This is a genomic window from Thermosulfuriphilus ammonigenes, assembly GCF_011207455.1.
In the GTDB taxonomy this organism is placed as follows: Bacteria; Desulfobacterota; Thermodesulfobacteria; order Thermodesulfobacteriales; family ST65; genus Thermosulfuriphilus; species Thermosulfuriphilus ammonigenes.
In genome coordinates, this window is sequence record NZ_CP048877.1 from 1,761,944 (window position 1) to 1,782,024 (window position 20,081).

Genomic DNA, 20,081 nt, shown 5'->3' on the forward strand with positions numbered 1-20,081 from the left:
CAGAGAAAAGCCCTCCTTTCAAGGAAGACAGGTCTGAAAGAGAATCATATCTTTCTGCAAGAATATGTCGGCTCGGCAATGTTGGCTTAAGTAAATAGCAAAAAATTAACAAAATTTTTTCAATTATATCCTAAACAATCAAAATTCCTCATTTTTTAAAATTTTTTTATATCTCATAAAAATTTTTAATGAAATTCTTATTGGTTTGGAGATTAAGGCCTAAACTCTGGTTTCAGTTTGAAACCTACTGGCAGGAAAGTTTGTGTCTTTTTTCACCTTGAAACAACCGGATTGTCTATGAAATTTTTGTGTCTCCTAACACCTGTTTGGAGCGTTAGTTCAAAAATTGGCCCCCTCTTTGCTTAGGCGACGGTGAATCTACGCTGAGGAGTGTTCATGGCCAAGGGAATTGTCTTGCTCATTATGGGGCCTTCGTTGATCAAATGGAGTTCCTTTCTGGCCATTCAGGCAGCTAAGAGGGAGGCGGCCGAGGTCTATGCCCTTCTTGACGGAGACATGGAGTTGTCCCCAGAGATTTACCGGACCTTTGTGGCCATTCGCAATAAGGCCCGGAGTGAAGGGGTAGATTTTGACTTCTATACTGTTTCGCGAGAGGGCCTTGAGGCCTCGCTTATGGATATCCTCAAGCAGAAGAAGGCCTTTCAGGTAGTGGTCGGAGTCTCTGACAAGAAGGAGATCGCCTCGGCTGAGGCCTGGCTTCGGGCTGTGGAGACCAAACTGAAGGCCGATTCTGACTGGTATTATCCCAGCCTTCGCTTCCTGGTAGTGGCCACTCCCAATGATCCCGAAGGCCTCGAGTTTGTAGAGCGGTACTTTCAAGATTAAAAAATCAAATCAGGAGGGGTTTTAAAAATGCATCTTTATCTACCTATTGCGCTTACCAGCGTGAACATCTTTTTGGTAGTTGGTTTGGGGCTGTTGGTAGGTTTGCTTTCCGGTCTCTTTGGTGTAGGAGGGGGGTTCCTAATGACCCCGCTGCTGATTATGATCGGCATTCCTCCTACCGTAGCCGCGGCTACCGACGCCAACCAGATTGTGGCTGCTTCGGCCTCAGGGACCATTGCTCACTGGCGTCTGGGCAATGTGGATTTCAAAATGGGCCTCCTTTTGTTGATTGGTGGCTTTACTGGGGGAGCCATTGGAGTCCACATCATCAAAGTCCTAAGGGCCATGGGTAATGCCGACTTCCTTATCAAAATCACCTACGTGATCATGTTGGGCCTGGTGGGGGGCTTTATGTTTGTGGAGAGCCTGATGGCCCTTAAAAAGTCTTCCGGCAACAACCCCGGAGCGGCCACAGCCACTGCATCAAAGGCCCCATCGGCCAAGAGACGTTTCATCTCTCGTTTGCCCTTTCAGATCCATTTTGAGAAGTCCGGGGTTACCCACTCGGCCATTCTTCCTGTAGCCCTGGGGGCCTTCGTGGGTATCTTGGCGGCCATTATGGGGGTCGGGGGAGGCTTTCTTATGGTCCCGGTGATGCTTTACCTTTTGCGGATGCCCATGCATGTGGTAGTGGGTACCAGCCTCTTCCAGATCATGTTTACCTGTATGGAGGTCACCTTTCTTCAGGCCTACACCAACCATACTGTGGACTTTATCCTGGCCATCCTTCTTCTCCTGGGGTCCACCTTCGGGGCCCAGATTGGGGCGGTAATTGGTCGGCGTTTGAAAGGCGATCAGCTGAAGATCCTTCTGGCTATTATCGTCCTGGCAGTCACGGTAAAGATGCTCCTCAGCCTCGTTCTCGAACCCAGCGTACTACTTGCTTACAAAGGAGGGCATTAAGCAATGAAGGAAAAGCTTTTTATCTTTTTGATCACGCTTATTATTCTGGGAGCAGCGGCCTCGGCCGAGGCGGTGGTCTCTTGTGAGGTTGAACCAAACTATGTGCCCATTACTTTCTTTTACAACGGCACAACCATTAAGCTTTACGGGCATGCCGACAAAAATGTCCAGTTCGTAATCCTTATTCAGGATGAGGCCCATAAGATAACCCTGAGACGCAAGGGAAAGGTAAAGGGGCTCTTCTGGATGAACGTGGGCGAAATCACCTATGAGCCTGTTCCCATGGTATACATGGTCTTTACCCCTAAGCCGGTCTCGGAGCTGGTCGAAGCCAGCGAACGGGCCAAATATGGTATCGGCTACGATTCTCTGGCTGCAAAAGTCCGCATTGAACCAGATCCTGGTCCGGAGAGAGAGCGCTGGTTCAGGGAATTTATCAAATTCAAGGAAAAGGGGCGGCTCTATCGGGAGATCATCGGTAGTATTAAGGTAGAAAGTGGAGATCTTACCTCTGGTTATAGCCTCCAAGTTAACTGGCCCTATCAGGCCCCTCCAGGAACCTACACGGTCAGAGTCTTTGCCGTTCAGGATGGAAAAGTGGTAGATTCTTGTGAAAAGCAGATCAAGGTAGAGAAGGTCGGTCTTCTGAAGACCATATCTGATCTGGCCTTCGAGAAGGCACCTCTCTATGGCATTATCGCCATCGTCATTGCCGTAGCCGCGGGAATCGGAGTTGGAGTTATCTTTGGAGGCAAGGGGGGTGCGCACTAGTGGCGCGCACCAGTTTGAACGATTAAGATGTTCTCTAACTTAGGTCCTGGTGGGGGGCGGTATCCCCCCACCAGGGATCCTTTGAGGTTCTATGGGCCTTTTAGAGCGTATAAGTGCCTTTTTCCGTCCTAAAGGACCGGCCAAGGAACGTTTGCCTATTCGGGTCGTCTTTTCCCGCTTCCGAGAAATAATCGACTCTAACACCCGGGCTCTGGAAATAATGGCCGACATGGGCGATAAGCTCAGCGGAGACTACATTTTTGACATGGCCTATATCCGCCAGGCTACCGAAGAGCTCTCCGGGGCTGTTTTTCATTCCATCCATAGCCTGAACATGCTCTGCAATAATTGTTACAGTCAACTTTATGAGATCTTTGAGCGGATAGACGGTCGTATCAGGGCCCTTCTCGAGGGCCGGGAGGAGGAGACCCCTCTGGTTTTTCCCCTTGAAGAGGTTGGCCCGGAGATGATCGACGCCGTTGGGGGAAAGATGGCCCATTTGGCCGAGCTGAAGAAGTATTTGGGCCTGCGAATTCCCGAGGGTTTTGTGATCACGGCCACAGCCTATCGGCACTTTATTAAAGAGAATGCCCTGGATGAGCGCTTAAAGGCCTTTAAAGAGAGCCTTTCTCGGGGGCAGGAGGTGGAAATTGAGGCTCGACGTCAGGCTCTGGTAGAGGCCATCGTCTCCGGCCGTCTTCCTCCGGCCCTCTCTCGAGCCTTGGAAGGGGCTCTTGAGGCCTATCGTCACCAGCGGGGCAAAAGACCTTTGGTGGTCAGAAGCAGTGCCCAGGAGGAGGATCTAGATTTTTCTTTTGCCGGCCAATTTGAGACGGTAGTCAACGTCCCTCCAGAGCTTTCAGCCCTCTCGCAGGCCTACAGGAGAGTAATAGCCAGTCTCTTTAGCCCTCGGGCTGTGGCCTACGCTCGCCGTTCAAACATCCAGTTGACCGATATGGCCATGGCCGTCGGGTGTCTGGAACTCATTGTACCTAAGGCCAGCGGGGTTATGTACACCTTAAACCCCCGGGATCCCCGCCTGGAAACCATTCTTATCTCTTCCACCTGGGGGCTGGGGGTGGCGGTAGTTGAGGGGCGCCTGCCAGCAGATCGGTTTCTGGTCTCCCGGGAGGATCCGGATCAGATTCTCTCTCAGGAGGTAGCTGATAAAGAACGCTGTCTTCTGCCGGCCCAAGAAGGCATTGAAGAAAGACAGGTGCCGGCTGAGCTGCGTCAGCGTCCCTCTCTCACTGAAGATGAAATTCGCGCCCTGGCCCGCTTGGCCCTGACTTTAGAAAGATATTTTAAGCGCCCTCAAGACGTGGAATGGGCCATTGGCCAGGACGGACGACTCTATTTGCTTCAGAGCCGGCCGCTTCGTTTTGACCAGAAGATTTTGGAGGTAAAGAATCTTCCCGGGCTCCGGGAAAAATATGAAATTATCGTTGAAGGCCGGGGTGAGGTGGCTCAGGGAGGAATAGCCTCTGGTCCAGTCTTTTTAGTCGAGCGTCAGGAAGATCTGGACCGCTTTCCAGAAGGAGCAGTCTTGGTGGCCCGGCGAGACTCCTCCCATTTTGTCCGGGTAATGCCCAAAGTAGCGGCCATCCTTACTGATATCGGTTCTCCTACAAGTCATATGGCTACCCTGTGTCGGGAGTTCCGTATTCCGGCCATCGTGGGCATGGGAGATATTACCAAGAGACTTAAACCGGGAGAGATTATCACCGTGGATGCCGACGATCATTGTGTCTATCGAGGCCGGGTAGAGGAACTGCTTAAATTCCAGGCCGCCAGTCAGCTTGATCTTTTAGAGACCAAAGAGTTTCGACTCCTCAAAAAGATTCTTCGTCATGTAGCTCCACTTAACCTCATTGATCCTCTAGTGCGAGACTTCAGCCCGGAGGCCTGCAAGACCTTCCACGACCTTTTGCGATTCTGTCATGAAAAGGCCGTTCAGGAGCTCATTAATGTGGGCCGGGAAGAGGCCACCCTTTTGGATAAAAGTCTGACTAAGAAGCTGGAAATTGGCATTCCTACGGGAATCCTGGTTATAGATCTTGGGGGTGGGCTAAAGGCGGAGGCGGGCCCCAAAGAAGCCGTATCTCTTGAGGATATTGAGTGCCTTCCCTTCCGGGCAGTGCTTGAGGGAATGCTGGAGCCCGGGGTCTGGCAGACTCAGGCCGTGCAGATGAAGATGCGGGATTTTCTCTCCAGTATGTTGAAGACCCCGGAGACTCCACGCTACGTGGGAGACAACATTGCCGTGATCTCCACATACTATCTTAATCTTAGTCTGCGATTCGGCTATCACTTCAATATTCTGGATACCTATTGTTCGCCTACCGTACGGGAGAATCACATCTACTTCCGGTTCATTGGTGGAGCCGCCGATGTGGTAAAGCGTGGCCGCCGCATTCAGCTGATTGCCAAGATCCTTACCTATTATGACTTTAATGTCGTTACCAAGGGAGACCTCTTGGTGGCCCGCTTGGCCAATGTGCCCAAAGAAGAACTTATGGATCTTCTAAAGATGATCGGCCGTCTTATTGGCTTTACTCGGCAACTTGATGTCCTTATGGAAAATGACCTTATCGTCGAGGAGGCCTACCAGAGGTTTCTGAGGGGAGAATATGATCTCTTTCGTCCATCAGAGGAGCTTTTAGATGGAAAAGACAGAAAGAAACTATAGGTTGATGATTATCGATGATGAACCCATCGTGGGGAAGAGATTACGATTGGTCTTTGAGAAGCTGGGCTATGAGGTTGAGGTCTTCACCAGTGGACGCGAGGCCCTGAAGCGTTTGGAGGCAGAGCCCTTTGATATCGTCGTTACTGACCTGAAGATGGACATAGATGGCCTGGAGGTCTTTGAGAAGGCCAAAAACCTTAACCCGCGGGCCAAAGTTATTGTTATTACCGGCTATGCCGATGCTGACAGCGCCCGTAAGGCCTTTCAGGGAGGGGTTTTTGACTTTATCCCCAAGCCCTTTCGTCTTGACGACCTCAAAAAGGCTGTTTTTCGGGCCCTGGCCGAACTGGAAAAGGAGGATCGCTCCGGTAGCTAATGGCTTGGACGAAGATATGGGAGTCAGGGTTAAAAAGACTCCGGGCCCTGCTGGGAGGGCAGGAGAGAGGTTCAGGGTATGATCCCGAGTTTGTTAGGGCCCTGCTGCGTGATAGCGGGAACCTCAAGAGGCGTTATGCTGATTTTAAAAGAATTATTTCTGAAAACGATCGCATTCTTGATATTATGGCCGAGCTTTCAGATAAGGCCTCCCTTGCTACCGCCAGCCAGGATTACCTAGTCTCTCGAGTAGAACTTCTCCTGGATCACGTTTTGGTCTTTATTGAGGCCCTAAACAGTCTTTCCGGCCAAAAATATCCTTGGCTGTATGATACCTTTGAGGCCCTCAACGATCAGCTGATGGAGGCCCTTGAGGGCTTAAAGGAGAGGGCGCCGCAAAGATATGTCTATCTCTTGAAAGAGTTCGACTTGAAATTCTCTCTGGAGACAGGGGCCAAAGCTGCGGCTCTGGCTGAGGCCAGAAACCACCTGGGGCTAACCACCCCTGAGGGGTTTGTCGTCGGGATAAGGGGATTCCAAAGGCTGTTGCTAGAGAACCAACTTGAGTCTTTTATCCAGGAGAGACTCTCTGGTCTTAATATCGGCGTTCCAGAGCGAGTGCGGCAGGCCTCTGCCGAGATAAGGGAGGCCATTTTGGCCGCGGAGATCCCGGAGGATCTACTGGTGGCTATGGAGCAGGCTTTGGCCCAGGTGGGGGCCCCTTATTGGGCGGTAAGATCAAGTGCCCTGGGCGAGGATGGTCAGGAATCCTTTGCCGGTCAATTTGTCTCTCGACTAAATATTCCTTCTTGCCAGGTGCCCCGGTCCTATTTGGAGGTATTGGCCAGTCTCTATGATGAAAGGGCCCTTTTTTATAAATTGGCCAAGGGTCTCCGCCTCACCGGGGCCATGATGGCTGTCCTCATTTTGGAAATGATTCCGGCCCGGGTCTCTGGGGTTCTTTATACCTTTAATCCCTCCCGCCCTACGGCAGGAGAAATGCTTATTTCCTCCCTGTGGGGGTTGGGCAAACTGGCCGTGGGGGGAGATATCCATCCAGATGTCTTCATCCTCGACCGGGAAACAGGCCGTCTCAAAGAACAAAGGATCTCCACCAAAAACATCATGGCCGTGGCCAAGGAAGGAGGCGGCCTGGAAGAAGTCCCTGTTCCTGGGGAGCTGAGGGATCGTCCCAGCCTAGACGCGGAGGCCCTTCGGCGCCTCTATCAGATGGCCCTGGCCCTTGAGGAACACTTTGGTAGCCCTCAAGATATTGAGTGGTGTTTTGATGAACGGGGCTGGCTTTATCTTCTGCAAACTCGAGATCTCAAAGCCCGAGCTGCCGTTTCTCTGAGTTCATCTGTTGCGGTCAAGCCCCTTTTTAGGGGCCAGCCGGTCTCTGCCGGGGTGGCCGCTGGAGCCATCTATCTGGTGAGACAACCGGAAGATCTTTCCCACCTGCCTCCTGGAGCCATTGCCGTTGTCCCCAACATGGATCCAGATCTGGCCAAGTTTGTCCCCCGGATGGCCGGTCTCATTGCCTTAAGGGGAAGTCCGACGACCCATCTGGCCACTATTCTGAGGGAATTTGAAATTCCGGCCGTGGTCCTTACCGGGGCCAGCCTAGATGACTTTCGCAATGGCCAGATGGTGACCTTGGATGCCCTAAGGGGAGAGATCTTTGAGGGGGTAGTGGAGGAGGTTCTTAAGGCCCGTAAAGAGCTGGCCTTAATTAGCCGACCGTCTCAGACCACCGGAGAAGGGGAGCTCAAGCGGCTTTTTGATCTTATCCTCCCTCTTACCCTGGAGGAGATTCCAGAAGACGGGAGTCTTCCTCCGTCTCGGATCCGGACCATTCATGACATTGTCCGTTTTGTCCATGAGATGTCCCTTCGGGAGATGTTTGAGATGGGCGCTGGGGCCAAAACCAATGTGGCCCATATTCTTCGCTCCCCCAGAATTCCCATGATCTTTTATGTTATTGATTTGGAGGGGGGGCTCGATCCTAGAGCTGTCTTTAGAAGAGAGATCACCATTGAAGATATTCGTTCTTTGCCCTTTTTGGCTCTATGGCGGGGTATGACCCATGAAGGAATTAGCTGGGCTGGACCAGTAACCTTTGATCTGGGAGGGTTTGTCTCCGTGGTCTCTCGGTCTTTCGTCCGAACCGAAGATATGAGCGGCAAGGCCTATGCCCTTATCAGTCGGGATTATCTAAACTTTCATAGTCACCTAGCCTATCACTTTGCCGTGGTGGATTCCTTTTGTAGTCAACAGGCGGTTGTCAGTAACTATGTAGCCTTCCGTTTTCAAGGTGGAGGGGCTGGTCTTGAAGGCCGATTGCGCCGGGTGACTGTGCTCAAGGAAATCCTCTCCCATCTGGGGTTCCGGGTAAAAGTAAAAGGGGATCGGATTACAGCCGTCATCCGAGGGACAAGCCTGGTGGAGACTGAAGAGGCCCTGGATCAGCTTGGCCGGCTAATGGCCTATGTTCGCCAGATGGATATGGCGGCCACCGATGAGGCCGCAGTTAAAAGATATATCGAGGCCTTCCTGAAGGAGGACTACACGATTGTCCAACGATAAAAAGGGAACCAGGGCCCTATCCTCTCTCTGGGAGGCCCTGGTTCCCACGAGCATCAAGAAGAAAATCATCCTCATTGTTATCACCCTCTACGGTCTAATGCTTTTGGTGGTTTTGGCCAGCTATGGAGCCATCCGGAAGATAGACCAGAAGGTCTATTACATGAGCCTTTTTGATAAGATAGATCGTCAGATTTTAGAGATCCGTCGCTACGAGAAGACCTACCTTCTTTATCGTAATAAGGCCGATCTCATTTACGCCCTGGATTACCTGGTAGAGGTCGAGTGGGAGCTTAAGGCCCATTCTGATGAATTTGCCAAGCTGGGTATAAAGGATTCCCTCATAAAACTGGACTATCTTCTGAAAAGATACGACACCTTGATCACCAGTCTCCTAGAGAAGGGAGAGAACAACAAAAAGCTGGAACGGGAGATCAGAAGAGAGGGAAGAAAGATCACCAATCTATTTGAGAACATCAGAGCGGTGGCTATCACCAAGCTCAACGAAGATATTCAGTTTTATTCCTCCGTACCCATTATCATTTTTCTTATTGTTTTGGTGGTCATTGCCTTTACGGCCTATTTTATGTCCAAATGGATCCTGGAACCCATTGAGTATGTGACCTTAAGGGCCAGGGAGATCTCCGCTGGCAACCTTCGCCATATTCCCAAGTGTGAGGGTTTTTTTGTTCGTTGCCAGGAGTGTGATCAGCTCATAGATGCCTTAAACAAAATGCTTGAGGCTATTGAGGCCAAACAGGAGCAACTCATACAGGCTACCAAAATGGCGGCCATCGGCACGGCCCTTTCCGGTATCGCTCACGAGATAAACAACCCTTTAAACAATATCTTTCTGACTACAGAAGTAATTATGGAAAACCTTGACAGTCTCAGTAAAGAGGAACTCCTGGAAATGCTTCAGGATATTTATAACGAGGGAGAAAGGGCCAAGGAGATTGTCGGCCATTTGCTGGAGTTCTCTCGTTCTAAAAAGCAGTTCCAGATGGAGCCGGTGAACCTTAATCGCTTGGTGGAAGAGTCTTTGCGGATCATGGCCAACCAGATCAAGATGGCCGGGGTAGAGCTAGAGACTGAAATACCCGAAAAATCTCTAACTATTCTGGGCAACTTTAATCAGCTCCAGCAGGTTTTGGTGAACATCATTGTTAATGCCATTCAGGCTATGGAAAATGGTGGTCGGTTGACTGTCCGCCTTTATCAAGAGAACTCCCAGGGAGTGATTGAGATTTCCGATACCGGTCCGGGTATTCCGGAGGAGGTCCGAAAGAAGATATTTGACCCCTTCTTTACCACCAAAGAAAAAGGTACCGGTTTGGGTCTTTCTGTTTCCTATAGTATTGTTAAAAAACACAAGGGCGATATTCTGGTTGATAGTCGTCCTGGCCAAGGGACCACCTTTAAGATAGTCTTGCCCTTGTGGGAATAATTTTTGTATGTAAAAAACATTGTCCAAAAAGGAACAAAACTGTCACCAGGCCATGGTCGAGAAGAAGGAGACTTCTGTCCGGATAGTGGTAATTGACGACGACGCTATGACCTGTCGTCGTTTAAAGACGGCTCTGTCTGGCTGGGGCTATGAGGTGGAGACCTTCACCGAGGGGGTGAAGGGCCTTAAATATATCGAGGATAATCTCTGTCATCTGGTCATCTCTGACATCAAGCTCAAGGATATTGACGGGATGCTCCTCCTTGAGGAGATTAAAAACGTCTGTGCTGCTCTGCCTATAATCCTTATCACCGGTTATGCCTCCATTTCTGGGGCTGTGGAGGCCACTAAAAAAGGGGCCTATTACTACTTACCTAAGCCCTTTCACCTGCCACAACTCAAGGAGCTTATAGAGAAAGCTCTTCGAGAATCTTCCGGGCTTGAGACCTGTGAAGAGCGACTTAATCTGCGGCGCCGCAAGCGTTTTGCTGGCATCATTGGTGATACTCCAGCCATGCGGCAGGTTTTTGAAACCATCCTTAAGGTGGCTCCGCTGGATTGTAACGTTCTTATTGAGGGGGAGTCAGGCACGGGCAAAGAGCTTATTGCCCGGGCCATTCATCGTTTAAGCCCCCGCAAGGAGAATCCCTTTGTGGCCTTTAACTGTGGGGCCTTGGCCGAGGACCTGGCGGCTAATGATCTCTTTGGTCATGAAAAGGAGGCCTTCACCGGGGCCATCAGCACCAAGATCGGTCTTCTAGAGGCGGCCAATGGTGGGACTCTCTTTTTAGATGAGGTGGGAGAGTGCCCCCTTTCGCTTCAGGTAAAGCTGCTTCGGGTCATCCAGGAGCGACAATTCTACCGCCTGGGAGGTACCCGACCGGTAGAGGTGGATATTCGTATCATCGCCGCCACCAATAAGGACCTGCGCAAGATGGTTGAAAAGGGGCGCTTTCGAGAGGATCTCTATTTCCGATTTAACGTGGTTAACATAAAGGTACCTCCCTTGAGGAAAAGGCGGGAGGATATTCCAGCCCTGGTTCTTTACTTCCTTGACCGTTACAACAAGAAGTTTCGAAAGGATGTTCAGAAGGTCTCGCCGGCCTTTATGAAGGCTTTGCTCAATTATTCTTTCCCGGGTAACGTTCGAGAACTTGAAAACATTATCGAGCAGGCCGTGGCCCTTTCTGATAAAAAGATGCTCGAGGTAGAGGACTTGCCTCCTGATCTCCGCCTTATTGAAAAAAGCCACCACAGCACTCAGCTTCTCCCCCTTAAGGAATACGAGCGACAATATATCAGCAGTATCCTTCATCTTACCGGTTTTAATCAGAAGGAGGCGGCCAAGATCCTTGGCATCTCCCGAACTACCCTCTGGCGCAAGATGAAGAGCATGGAGCTCGATTAAGAGGGGGTAAGTATTAAGCAACCCCAACCATTGAGGGATTGCCTCCACTTGGGCTTAAAGGGTTCAAATAGGCCGATCATCTCAGTCATCTTCTCCTGACGAAAGCCAGAAATGATCAAAACCCCCTTTGTACGTTCCTTTAGTTCCGTGGCGGCGGTGGTCAGAACCGCCGGAACGAGGTTGGCCACCACAATATCAAAGCCTCCTTTTACGGCCGGAAGATAGCCAGCTATGGTTAGGGGAGGAAGATTATTCTTCTGGAAATTCTTGTAAGCCCTGAGCAAGGCTTCTTTGTCTGGCTCTAGGGCCACTACCGGCGAGGCCCCCAGCCTGGCCCCTATCAGGGCCAGGATCCCTGTGCCTGTACCCACATCAAGGAGACTTCGGCCTTCAAGCGGGGCCAGAGCTTTTAGGGCCTCGGCGGCCAAGGTGGTGCTCGGATGATGCCCGCTACCAAAAGCCGGGCCGGGGTCAAGGTATATATCTGCCGGAATGCTGGCCCTAAAGGCCACCTTAAGGCCGGCTAATTTAAAGCAAGGCTTAAGGGGAGGGTTGACCAGCCTGGTTTCGACCTGGAGATCTTCTGCCTCCTTGAGGGCTCGAGAGAGGGAGAGCAAAATTCCCTCCTTAAAGGGAAAAAGACATCTTATTTCCCCCTGATATTCTCTTTGCCAACGCGGTGCCGGAAGCTGAGCTAACACCCTGCGGGCCGGCTCCGGGGGTGCTAGAGTTATTAAAAGCCCTTCTATTGGTTCAGAGGGGGAAAATTCGCCAAAAAAGAGATCATCTTCAGTCATTTTTCGGTAAAATACTTCCAGTGTTCCGTTCTGGGGTGAACCTTGTCTGGCATTTCCGCTTCTGAAAAAGTATTTGGCTCCCGTCTGGAGTATCAGGCCGCCAGTCGGATCATGGCCCGCTTGGCCCTTGTTTCCGCCTCTATCAATCTCCTTTTAGCCCTGGCCAAGTATTCTCTGGGGAAACTCACCGGGAGTCTGGCCCTTACTGCTGATGCCCTTCATTCGCTGGCAGATGTGGTCTGTTCTTTGACTATTTGGGCCGGCATCCGGCTGGCTAATCGCCGTAGCCGTTACTTCCCCTATGGCTTATACAAGGTGGAGAATTTAGCCGCCCTGCTAGCCGCCTTTTTTATCTTCTATGCGGCCTATGAGATCGTCAAGGAAAGTCTTAAGATTCATACCCCCAACCGTCTCGAACACCTGCCTTTGGCCGTGGTTGGGGTGGTTATTATGGCCATGGTGACCTTTTTCTTTTCACGCTATGAGTATCGCTTGGCCCGGGCCACAGGTAGCCCCTCCCTTGAGGCCGACGCCAAACACACCTTTAGTGAGCTTTTATCCTCTGGGGTAATCCTTTTGGGGCTCCTGGGAACCCTGACTCCATTTAAGTTTACCGACAAACTGGCGGCCCTTTTTGTAGCCTTGTTAATCCTTCATCTGGGATGGGGAATCCTTATTGATTCCATCAAGGTTCTCCTTGAGGCCTCGGTGGATCCAAAGACCATCTCAGAGGTTGTCTCCATCATCAGGGCCTTTCCCCAGGTTGTGTCTATAAAGAGCCTTATAGGTCGTCGTTCCGGACGCTTCAAGCTTATTGAGGCCGAGATAGTCCTTGACTGTCAGGGGCTTGAAGAGGCCCATGAGCTGGTTACCGAGATTGAAGAGCGCATTTATCATCACTTTCCTGATATAGATCGAGTAATTATTCATTTTGAACCCCGGCCTCGGGAGGAGATAGTCTTAGCCATTGCCGTGGACAAAGAGGGCAAGGAGATATTGCCCCATTTTGGCTGTGCTCCGGCCTTCCTTGTCCTGCGGATAGATTGCAGAAATGGGGGAAGAATTAAGGAAAAAAGACTGGTGGTCAATCCTCACGCAGCTAAAGAGAAGCAGCGAGGGATAAAAACAGCAGAGTTTTTAGCCTCCTTGGGGGTTAACCGCCTTCTGGTAAAAGCACCTCCCTCCCCTTCGGGATGGCTATATGCCCTTAAGGCCCTGGGCATTGAGCCCCTTTTTCGGCCAGATTTTGATCTTTCAGACCTCAAGAAGGCCCTTCCTTGTTAGGGAATTATCTCTGTTCCCACTCCCTGATCGGTAAAGATTTCCAGGATAAGGGCGTGTGGCACCCGGCCATCGATGATGTGAGCCTTTTTTACCCCTCGAGTGAGGGCCTTGCGAGCACTTTTAAGCTTGGGGATCATCCCCCCTTTGGCTACTCCAGCCTGAAGCAGATCTTCGACTTCCTGGAGGCTCAGGCTGGGGATCAGACGGCCGGTTTCGTCACAGACTCCCGCAACATCGGTAAGGTAGATAACCTTTTCGGCCAAGAGTTCTCCGGCTACGGCCCCGGCGACCAAGTCAGCATTGATGTTGTAAGCCACTCCTTCGGGCCCTACACCCACCGGGGCAATTACGGGGATAAAACCCCCCTCTTCCAGACTCTGGAGCACCTGGGGATTCACCCGGCTTACCTTTCCCACCCGGCCGATATCGATGATCTCTGGCGGACGATCCTGGCCGCTGTAGCGATAGATCTTCATCTTTTCGGCCTGAATAAGGTCGCCATCCCGGCCCGAAAGTCCTACAGCTCGGCCTCCATGGCGGTTTATAAGCCCGACAATGTCCTTGTTTACCGTACCAACCAGGACCATCTCCACCACACTCATGGTCTCTTCATCTGTGACCCGTTGGCCTTCGACAAAGACCGGCCGGATACCCATCCGTTCCATGACTCGACTTATCTGAGGCCCTCCGCCATGGACGATGATCGGATTTATTCCCACATACTTCATAAGGACCACATCCTGGGCAAAGGCCTCCTTTAAGGCAGGATCCACCATGGCGTGACCGCCGTACTTGATAACGATGGTCTTGCCGAAGAAGGCCCGAATATACGGTAGGGCCTCAATGAGGATGGCCGCCCTTTCCTTGGCGCTACCTTGGCCTTTCATAGAAGCCTCCTAGAGGATAAAGCGAGAGAGATCTTCATCTTTTACGATATCAGCCAACTTTTGCCGGACATACTCGGCGGTGATGGGCACTCGGGTTGGGGCAATGTCTGGAGCAGTAAAGGAGATCTCCTCCAGGAGTTTTTCCAGCATGGTATGAAGCCTCCGAGCCCCGATGTTCTCGGTGCGCTGATTGACTTCGTAGGCCAGTCGGGCGATCTCGGCGATGGCCTCCGGGGTAAAATCTATCTCCACGGATTCGGTGGCCAGCAGGGCCTTGTACTGTTTGATGAGAGCATTCTCCGGTTCGGTGAGAATGCGGACAAAATCTTCCTGGGTGAGAGGCTTGAGCTCCACCCGGATGGGGAATCGTCCCTGAAGTTCGGGAATAAGATCTGAGGGTTTGGCCACGTGAAAGGCTCCGCTGGCGATAAAGAGGATATGATCAGTCCGAACCAGCCCGTATTTGGTGTTTACCGTTGTCCCTTCAACAATGGGTAATAGATCTCGCTGAACCCCTTCACGTGAGACATCCGGTCCCTGACCACTGCCACCGCTGGCAATCTTGTCGATCTCGTCGATAAAGATAATGCCGCTCTGTTCTACTCGCCGAATGGCCATTTGAACGACCTTTTCCATGTCGATGAGCTTGGAAGCCTCCTCTTCGGTGAGGATTTCCAGGGCCTCAGGGATACGCACCCGGCGTCTCTTGGGCCGCTTGGGAAAGAGGTTGCCCATCATGTCTCGCAGCTGCTGCTCGATATCCTCCAGACCGGCGGCAGCAAAGACCTCCACCATGGGAGCAGCGCGTTGGCTGACTTCAAGCTCCACGTAGCGGTCATCAAGACGGCCTTCGCGGAGCATCTTCCGAAATCGCTCTCTGGTTTCGCTACCTTCGGCAGGGCCTTCTAAAGAGGATGGTCTTCGGGGTGGCACGAGAAGATCAAGGAGCCTTTCTTCGGCCAACTGGCGGGCCTTTTCTCGAACCCGGCTCTGTTCCTCGGCCTTAACCATTTCCACCGCCAGATGGGTGAGATCTCTGATCATGGATTCCACATCCCGGCCAACATAACCCACCTCGGTGAACTTGGTGGCCTCCACTTTGAGAAAGGGTGACTGGGCCAGGCGGGCCAGGCGACGGGCAATTTCTGTTTTGCCCACTCCGGTGGGGCCGATCATGATAATGTTTTTAGGGGCAATCTCATCCCTTAAAGGCGGAGGAACCTGCTGACGACGCCAGCGGTTGCGTAGGGCTACAGCCACAGCCCGTTTGGCCTCGTCCTGGCCGATGATAAACTTATCCAGCTCTTTTACAATCTGCTGGGGAGTAAGGGGGGGCTTTTCTTCAAGAGATTTCATAGCTCCTCCAGGATCATTTCCCGATTGGTGTAGATGCAGATACTGGCGGCGATATTTAGGGCTGTTTCAGCGATCTCTCGGGCCGAAAGGTCGGTATGTTTAAGAAGGGCCTTTGCCGCCGCCAGAGCGTACGGACCACCGGAGCCGATGGCAATAACTTCTTCGTCAGGTTCGATAATATCTCCTGCTCCGGACAAAAGCAGAAGGTGATCTCGATCGGCGGCGATAAGAAAGGCCTCAAGGCGTCTCAGAACCCGATCCGTCCGCCAATCTTTAGCCAGCTCCACTGCCGCTCGGACCAGGTTGCCGGCATACTGTTCCAGTTTGGCTTCTAATTTTTCAAAGAGCGTCAGGGCATCGGCGGTGCTGCCGGCAAACCCCACCAAAACCTGGTCATGGTAGAGACGGCGGACCTTCCGAGCCCGATGCTTAATAATAGTATTGCCCAGGCTTACCTGACCGTCGGCAGCCAAAACTGTGCGCCCGCCTTTACGGACAGCAATTACCGTGGTTCCTCTAGTCTTTTCCATCTTTCTCCTTTCTCGCCCGGGGATGGGCATCATCATATATGGCCATCAAGTGGCTAAGGTCAAGATGGGTATAGCGCTGGGTGGTGGCAAGACTGGCATGGCCAAGCATCTCCTGGATGGCCCGCAGGTCAGCTCCCCCCTCCAGAAGATGGGTGGCGTAAGAATGGCGCAAAAGGTGCGGATGAAGGGGGCGGGCCAATCCGGCAACCCGGCCCCTATCCCTTACCAACCGGTGGATGCTCCGGGCAGTAAGGCGTCTTCCTCGGTTGTTTACAAAAAGGGCCCTTTCGGCCGGATCCTTAAGAAGACGCTCCCGTAAGGGAAGCCAGTCCTTGATAGCCTGGCAGGCGGCCTCTCCCAGGGGGACCAATCTTTCCTTCCGCCCCTTACCGAAGACTCGCACCAGACCGGGCTCAAAGGAGATATCGTCAAGATTGAGCCCGGCCACCTCAGATACCCTTAGCCCTGTGCCGTAGAGAACCTCGAGGATGGCCCGATCACGCACTTCAAGCCCTTTACGCCGTCTCCGGGAGACCTCAAGCAGACAGAAGACCTCATCGACCGTGAGGTAGCCTGGAAGTGGACGGCGCTGTTTTGGGGGTTTAAGACTCCGGGCGGGATCATGGGAAAGAAAGCCCCTCTTTCTTAAAAAGGAGAAAAAGACCCTTATAGCCGCTACCCGACGCATGATCGTCGCCCGGCTGTGATCCATGAGCTGGCGGGCCAAAAAGGCCTTAATGTCCCGGGTGGAGATGGTCTTAAGCTCAGGCCAACCTAAGGCCTCTCCCAGGAGCTGAAGATCTTTACGATAGGCCCTGATGGTCTCTGGGGAGGCATTTTTTTCGGTAGCCAAATATTCAAGAAAGGTTTTTAAGGCCTGGCGCATTCAGAGCAGTCCCGCTTGGGCTAGTTCTACAGCTTTGAGCATCCCTTGGCCCTTGTTGAGGGTCTCCTGGTATTCTCGCTCTGGAACTGAGTCGGCCACAATCCCGGCACCGGTCTGAAGATAAAGCTGATCGGCCTTTTGGAAAAGGGTGCGGATGGTGATACAGAAATCCATGTTGCCAGAGAAGCCAAAGTAGCCCACCGCTCCGGCATATGGGCCACGGCGGCTGCCTTCCAGCTCTTCGATGATCTCCATGGCCCTGATCTTGGGGGCTCCAGTGACCGTCCCTGCCGGAAAACAGGCCGCCAGGACGTCAAACATATCATAATCCTCGGCCAGTTCTCCCTCCACCCCGGAGACTAAGTGCATCACGTGGGAGTAACGTTCGATGACCATAAGCTCATAGACCCGAACAGACCCGAATTTGGCCACCCGTCCGACATCGTTGCGGCCAAGGTCCACCAGCATAAGATGTTCGGCCCGCTCTTTGGGATCAGCCAGTAGATCAGCGGCCAGTCGTTCGTCTTCTTCGCGACTGCGGCCTCGAGGCCTGGTTCCGGCAATGGGTCGAACCTCGATTCTCTTCCCCTCCAATCGGACGAGGATCTCTGGAGAGGAGCCAATGAGGGTTTCATCCCCTAGGCGGAGAAAAAAGAGATAAGGCGAAGGGTTTATCTTTCTTAAGGCCCGGTAAAGATCAAAGGGGGGCAGATGGCTTTGTCCGGAGAAGCGCTGGGAAAGCACAACCTGAATGATGTCTCCTGCCCGGATATATTCTTTGGCCCGCTCAACCATTTCTTCAAAGCGTCTTTGAGGGATCTCCGGAGAGAGGGAGGTTTGATCGCCCTGGCTTCGCCGCGGAGGGTAGATCAAGGGAGCAGCCAGTCGTTTCACCGTGGCTTCGATCTCACAAAGGGCCTTTTCATATACGGCCTCGGCCTGTTCCGGGGAATCCACTCTAGCTCCATATATTACAAAGAGACTGTGACGGAGATTATCATAGACCAGGAGGATACTCGGAAACATGAAATGACTCTCCCAGAAACCCATCCTTTCGGGAACTTCTTCGGGGAGCCTTTCCATAAAGCGGACCATATCATAGCCCAGAAAACCCACCGCTCCACCAAAGAATCGGGGCAACTCCGGAAAGTTTGCCGCTCGAATTTCGGAGAAAAGATCCCTTAAGGATTTGAGAGGATTGAGTCCTTTGAGACGTCTTTCACCGTTAAGGTCGAGGATGGAGACCATGTCTCCCCGGCTGCGAAAGATAAGGGCCGGGGCCAGGCCGATGAAGCTGTAACGACCCCATTTCTCCCCGCCTTCCAGACTCTCAAGCAAGAAGGCATAAGGACCAGTGGCCAGTTTGTGAAAGAGGGAGATGGGAGTTTCAAAGTCTACCAAGACTTCTCGCCAAACAGGGATATAATTGAACTCCTTGGCCAGTTGGATAAAAGTCTCTTTATTTGGGGTGTAGTAGTCCATAATGAACGCCTGCCTCTCTTGATTGTCGGCAGAATATATGCTCGATAAGAGTTGTCAAGGAGGTCTTCTATATGGTTTTAAGACAACGTCTGGCCCAGATGATTTCTAAGCGGGCTTTCATTTGGCGACAAGCCCCTCCCTATTTCCGGCTTTCTTCTGGTAAGGAGAGCCCCTTTTATTTTGATCTCAAACGTATCACTCTGGATCCAGAGGGGGCATCTCTGGTAGGGGAGCTGGCCTATCAGGCTATCGCTGACCTGCCGGTGGCGGGGGTAGGAGGGATGACCTTTGGAGCAGATCCAATTGCCTGCGCCATCATGCATACCGCTTATCGTTACGGTCGAAGGCTCTACCACTTTTCAGTGCGCAAGGAACCTAAAGGACACGGGACCCAACGTTTCATCGAGGGCAATATTTCTACCGGCGATCGGGTGGTCATTGTGGAAGACGTAGTCACCACCGGGGGCTCTACCCTTTTGGCCATCTCTCGGGCTCGGGAGGCTGGTCTGATCCCTGAGGCCGTACTTGTTTTAGTGGATCGAGAAGAGGAAGACGGACTTTCCCGGATTCAGGCTGAGGTTTCCCGGGTGAAGGTTCTGTTTACCCGTTCAGAACTCATGGAGCTAGCGCAGAAATAAATCTTTACTAGGTTAAATATTTTAGATATGTAGGGTTCCAACAACGGTCGTCTTTTAGGTGGAGAAGACTATGTCTGAACAGCAGGTCCGAGTGGTCCTGGCCGACGACTATCCACTTTTTCGCAAAGGGCTAAGTAAAATCCTGGAAGACTATCCTCACATCCAGGTGGTTGGCGAGGCCTCAGATGGAAAGTCGGCCATTGCCCTGTGCCGAGAAAAGAGTCCCGATGTCCTTATCCTGGATCTTGAACTCCCCGATCAAGATGGCTTTGCTGTTCTTAGCCGCCTAAAAGATGAAGGCATTAAGGTCAAGACCATAGTTCTCTCCATGTATGTCACAGAAACCTATGTTGGCCGGGCCCTGACTTTGGGGGCCAGAGGTTATCTATCTAAACTCTCCGAGCCAGAAGAAGTGGTAAGAGCCATAGAGACGGCCTTTCAAGGAGAGCTATATCTGTCTCCCGGTCTTTTTAAGGCCGTTAAAGCCGCCGAGGGTATTCCGGCCCGTCCACCTAACCTGCCTAACCTTACTCCACGGGAGCTTGAAGTCCTTAAACTGGTGGCCCAGGGGCTTACCAGCCGGGAGATAGGGGAGCGGTTAAATATAAGCTCCCGCACGGTAGAACACCACCGCCAAAGCGTCATGAAGAAACTGGGGCTCCGACGGCAGACTGACCTCGTGCGGGTGGCTATTAACTACGGCCTTATCCGTTCATAATGCCAACCTTATCCCAGATGAGGGTTTGAACTACGGTCTTTAAGGCCAGTTGTTGCTTGGGAGAGAGTTCGGCAAACTGAATGCCGGCCTCGTAACCATCTTCGCCTTGGCGGCACCACATTACCCGGCCCTTAAGCTTAAGAGGGGGGTTGGTGTCTATAGTTACCGTGACCACACTGCCCACCTTCATGGGATGGCTGGATTCGACCTTAATGCCTCCAAGGCTGATATCTTTGATGAATTCAGTGTAGATCCGATGCCCGTCGGTATAAGTCACCTGCTGAAGAACAGGCACTCTTTCGTGTTGACGCTGGTCCTTCCATCGAGACTCTCTATCTTTTTTCATTTAAGAACCTCCAAGTCCCCCTGAATTGTCAACAAAAAGGTCTATTGGTTGTCTTTTTTAGTAATCGACCTTAAG

At 52.0% G+C, this 20,081-nt stretch carries 18 protein-coding genes; 11 read left to right on the plus strand and 7 right to left on the minus strand.

The window, feature by feature from the left end; translation table 11 throughout:
- Positions 1 to 396: 396 nt before the first annotated feature.
- From G4V39_RS08610 to G4V39_RS08645, 8 genes are all read left to right on the plus strand, one after another.
- Entirely contained in the window at positions 397 to 846 is a 450-nt protein-coding gene (locus tag G4V39_RS08610) for a hypothetical protein (protein WP_166032545.1), read from the plus strand.
- 27 nt (positions 847 to 873) lie between these two features.
- Positions 874 to 1,809 carry a sulfite exporter TauE/SafE family protein gene (locus G4V39_RS08615; protein WP_166032546.1) on the plus strand — a complete coding sequence of 312 codons (936 nt, stop codon included), beginning with the start codon at positions 874 to 876 and terminating at the stop codon, positions 1,807 to 1,809.
- A gap of 3 nt (positions 1,810 to 1,812) precedes the next feature.
- Entirely contained in the window at positions 1,813 to 2,580 is a 768-nt protein-coding gene (locus G4V39_RS08620; protein WP_166032547.1) for a TIGR02186 family protein, read from the plus strand.
- Positions 2,581 to 2,671: 91 nt separating this feature from the next.
- Positions 2,672 to 5,269, plus strand: a complete 2,598-nt coding sequence (locus tag G4V39_RS08625; protein WP_166032548.1) for a PEP/pyruvate-binding domain-containing protein — start codon at positions 2,672 to 2,674, stop codon at positions 5,267 to 5,269.
- Positions 5,244 to 5,645 carry a response regulator gene (locus tag G4V39_RS08630; RefSeq protein WP_166032549.1) on the plus strand — a complete coding sequence of 134 codons (402 nt, stop codon included), beginning with the start codon at positions 5,244 to 5,246 and terminating at the stop codon, positions 5,643 to 5,645. Before G4V39_RS08625 ends, G4V39_RS08630 begins: the two co-directional genes overlap by 26 nt.
- Positions 5,645 to 8,230 (plus strand): PEP/pyruvate-binding domain-containing protein, encoded by a 2,586-nt coding sequence (locus G4V39_RS08635; protein WP_166032550.1) that lies wholly within the window; start codon positions 5,645 to 5,647, stop codon positions 8,228 to 8,230. The genes G4V39_RS08630 and G4V39_RS08635 overlap by 1 nt, the downstream gene beginning before the upstream one ends.
- Entirely contained in the window at positions 8,217 to 9,674 is a 1,458-nt protein-coding gene (locus G4V39_RS08640; protein ID WP_166032551.1) for a HAMP domain-containing sensor histidine kinase, read from the plus strand. The genes G4V39_RS08635 and G4V39_RS08640 overlap by 14 nt, the downstream gene beginning before the upstream one ends.
- Before the next feature lie 52 nt (positions 9,675 to 9,726).
- Entirely contained in the window at positions 9,727 to 11,082 is a 1,356-nt protein-coding gene (locus tag G4V39_RS08645) for a sigma-54-dependent transcriptional regulator (protein ID WP_166032552.1), read from the plus strand.
- On the opposite strand, the gene G4V39_RS08650 is transcribed toward G4V39_RS08645, so the two are convergent.
- A complete protein-coding gene (locus G4V39_RS08650; RefSeq protein ID WP_166032553.1) occupies positions 11,079 to 11,879 on the minus strand; it encodes a 50S ribosomal protein L11 methyltransferase in 801 nt (266 codons plus the stop codon). The two genes, G4V39_RS08645 and G4V39_RS08650, sit on opposite strands and share 4 nt — an antisense overlap.
- A gap of 42 nt (positions 11,880 to 11,921) precedes the next feature.
- Here G4V39_RS08650 and G4V39_RS08655 point away from each other — a divergent pair, with 42 nt between their 5' ends.
- The gene (locus tag G4V39_RS08655; protein WP_166032554.1) at positions 11,922 to 13,163 is read left to right on the plus strand and encodes a cation diffusion facilitator family transporter; all 1,242 of its coding nucleotides are present in this window, start codon (positions 11,922 to 11,924) and stop codon (positions 13,161 to 13,163) included.
- On the opposite strand, the gene argB is transcribed toward G4V39_RS08655, so the two are convergent.
- Genes argB through trpE form a run of 5 tightly spaced genes read right to left on the minus strand, consistent with a single transcriptional unit; the run spans position 13,160 to position 18,304 of the window.
- The gene (gene argB / locus G4V39_RS08660; RefSeq protein ID WP_166032555.1) at positions 13,160 to 14,050 is read right to left on the minus strand and encodes an acetylglutamate kinase; all 891 of its coding nucleotides are present in this window, start codon (positions 14,048 to 14,050) and stop codon (positions 13,160 to 13,162) included. The two genes, G4V39_RS08655 and argB, sit on opposite strands and share 4 nt — an antisense overlap.
- 9 nt (positions 14,051 to 14,059) lie before the next feature.
- Complete coding sequence (gene hslU, locus G4V39_RS08665) at positions 14,060 to 15,406, minus strand: ATP-dependent protease ATPase subunit HslU (protein WP_166032556.1); 1,347 nt, start codon at positions 15,404 to 15,406, stop codon at positions 14,060 to 14,062.
- The gene (gene hslV, locus G4V39_RS08670; RefSeq protein ID WP_166032557.1) at positions 15,403 to 15,936 is read right to left on the minus strand and encodes an ATP-dependent protease subunit HslV; all 534 of its coding nucleotides are present in this window, start codon (positions 15,934 to 15,936) and stop codon (positions 15,403 to 15,405) included. The genes hslU and hslV overlap by 4 nt, the downstream gene beginning before the upstream one ends.
- Positions 15,923 to 16,822: a site-specific tyrosine recombinase/integron integrase gene (gene xerA / locus G4V39_RS08675; protein WP_166032558.1), complete on the minus strand. Its 900-nt coding sequence runs from the start codon at positions 16,820 to 16,822 to the stop codon at positions 15,923 to 15,925. The genes hslV and xerA overlap by 14 nt, the downstream gene beginning before the upstream one ends.
- Positions 16,823 to 18,304 (minus strand): anthranilate synthase component I, encoded by a 1,482-nt coding sequence (trpE, locus tag G4V39_RS08680; protein ID WP_166032559.1) that lies wholly within the window; start codon positions 18,302 to 18,304, stop codon positions 16,823 to 16,825.
- Between the two features lie 71 nt (positions 18,305 to 18,375).
- On the opposite strand from trpE, the gene pyrE reads away from it, so the two are divergent.
- Both pyrE and G4V39_RS08690 read left to right on the plus strand, forming a co-directional pair.
- Entirely contained in the window at positions 18,376 to 18,942 is a 567-nt protein-coding gene (gene pyrE, locus G4V39_RS08685; RefSeq protein ID WP_166032560.1) for an orotate phosphoribosyltransferase, read from the plus strand.
- Positions 18,943 to 19,012: 70 nt separating this feature from the next.
- Positions 19,013 to 19,660, plus strand: a complete 648-nt coding sequence (locus G4V39_RS08690) for a response regulator (protein ID WP_166032561.1) — start codon at positions 19,013 to 19,015, stop codon at positions 19,658 to 19,660.
- Here G4V39_RS08690 and G4V39_RS08695 read toward each other — a convergent pair.
- Positions 19,647 to 20,006 carry a PilZ domain-containing protein gene (locus G4V39_RS08695; protein ID WP_166032562.1) on the minus strand — a complete coding sequence of 120 codons (360 nt, stop codon included), beginning with the start codon at positions 20,004 to 20,006 and terminating at the stop codon, positions 19,647 to 19,649. The two genes, G4V39_RS08690 and G4V39_RS08695, sit on opposite strands and share 14 nt — an antisense overlap.
- Between the last annotated feature and the right edge of the window lie 75 nt (positions 20,007 to 20,081).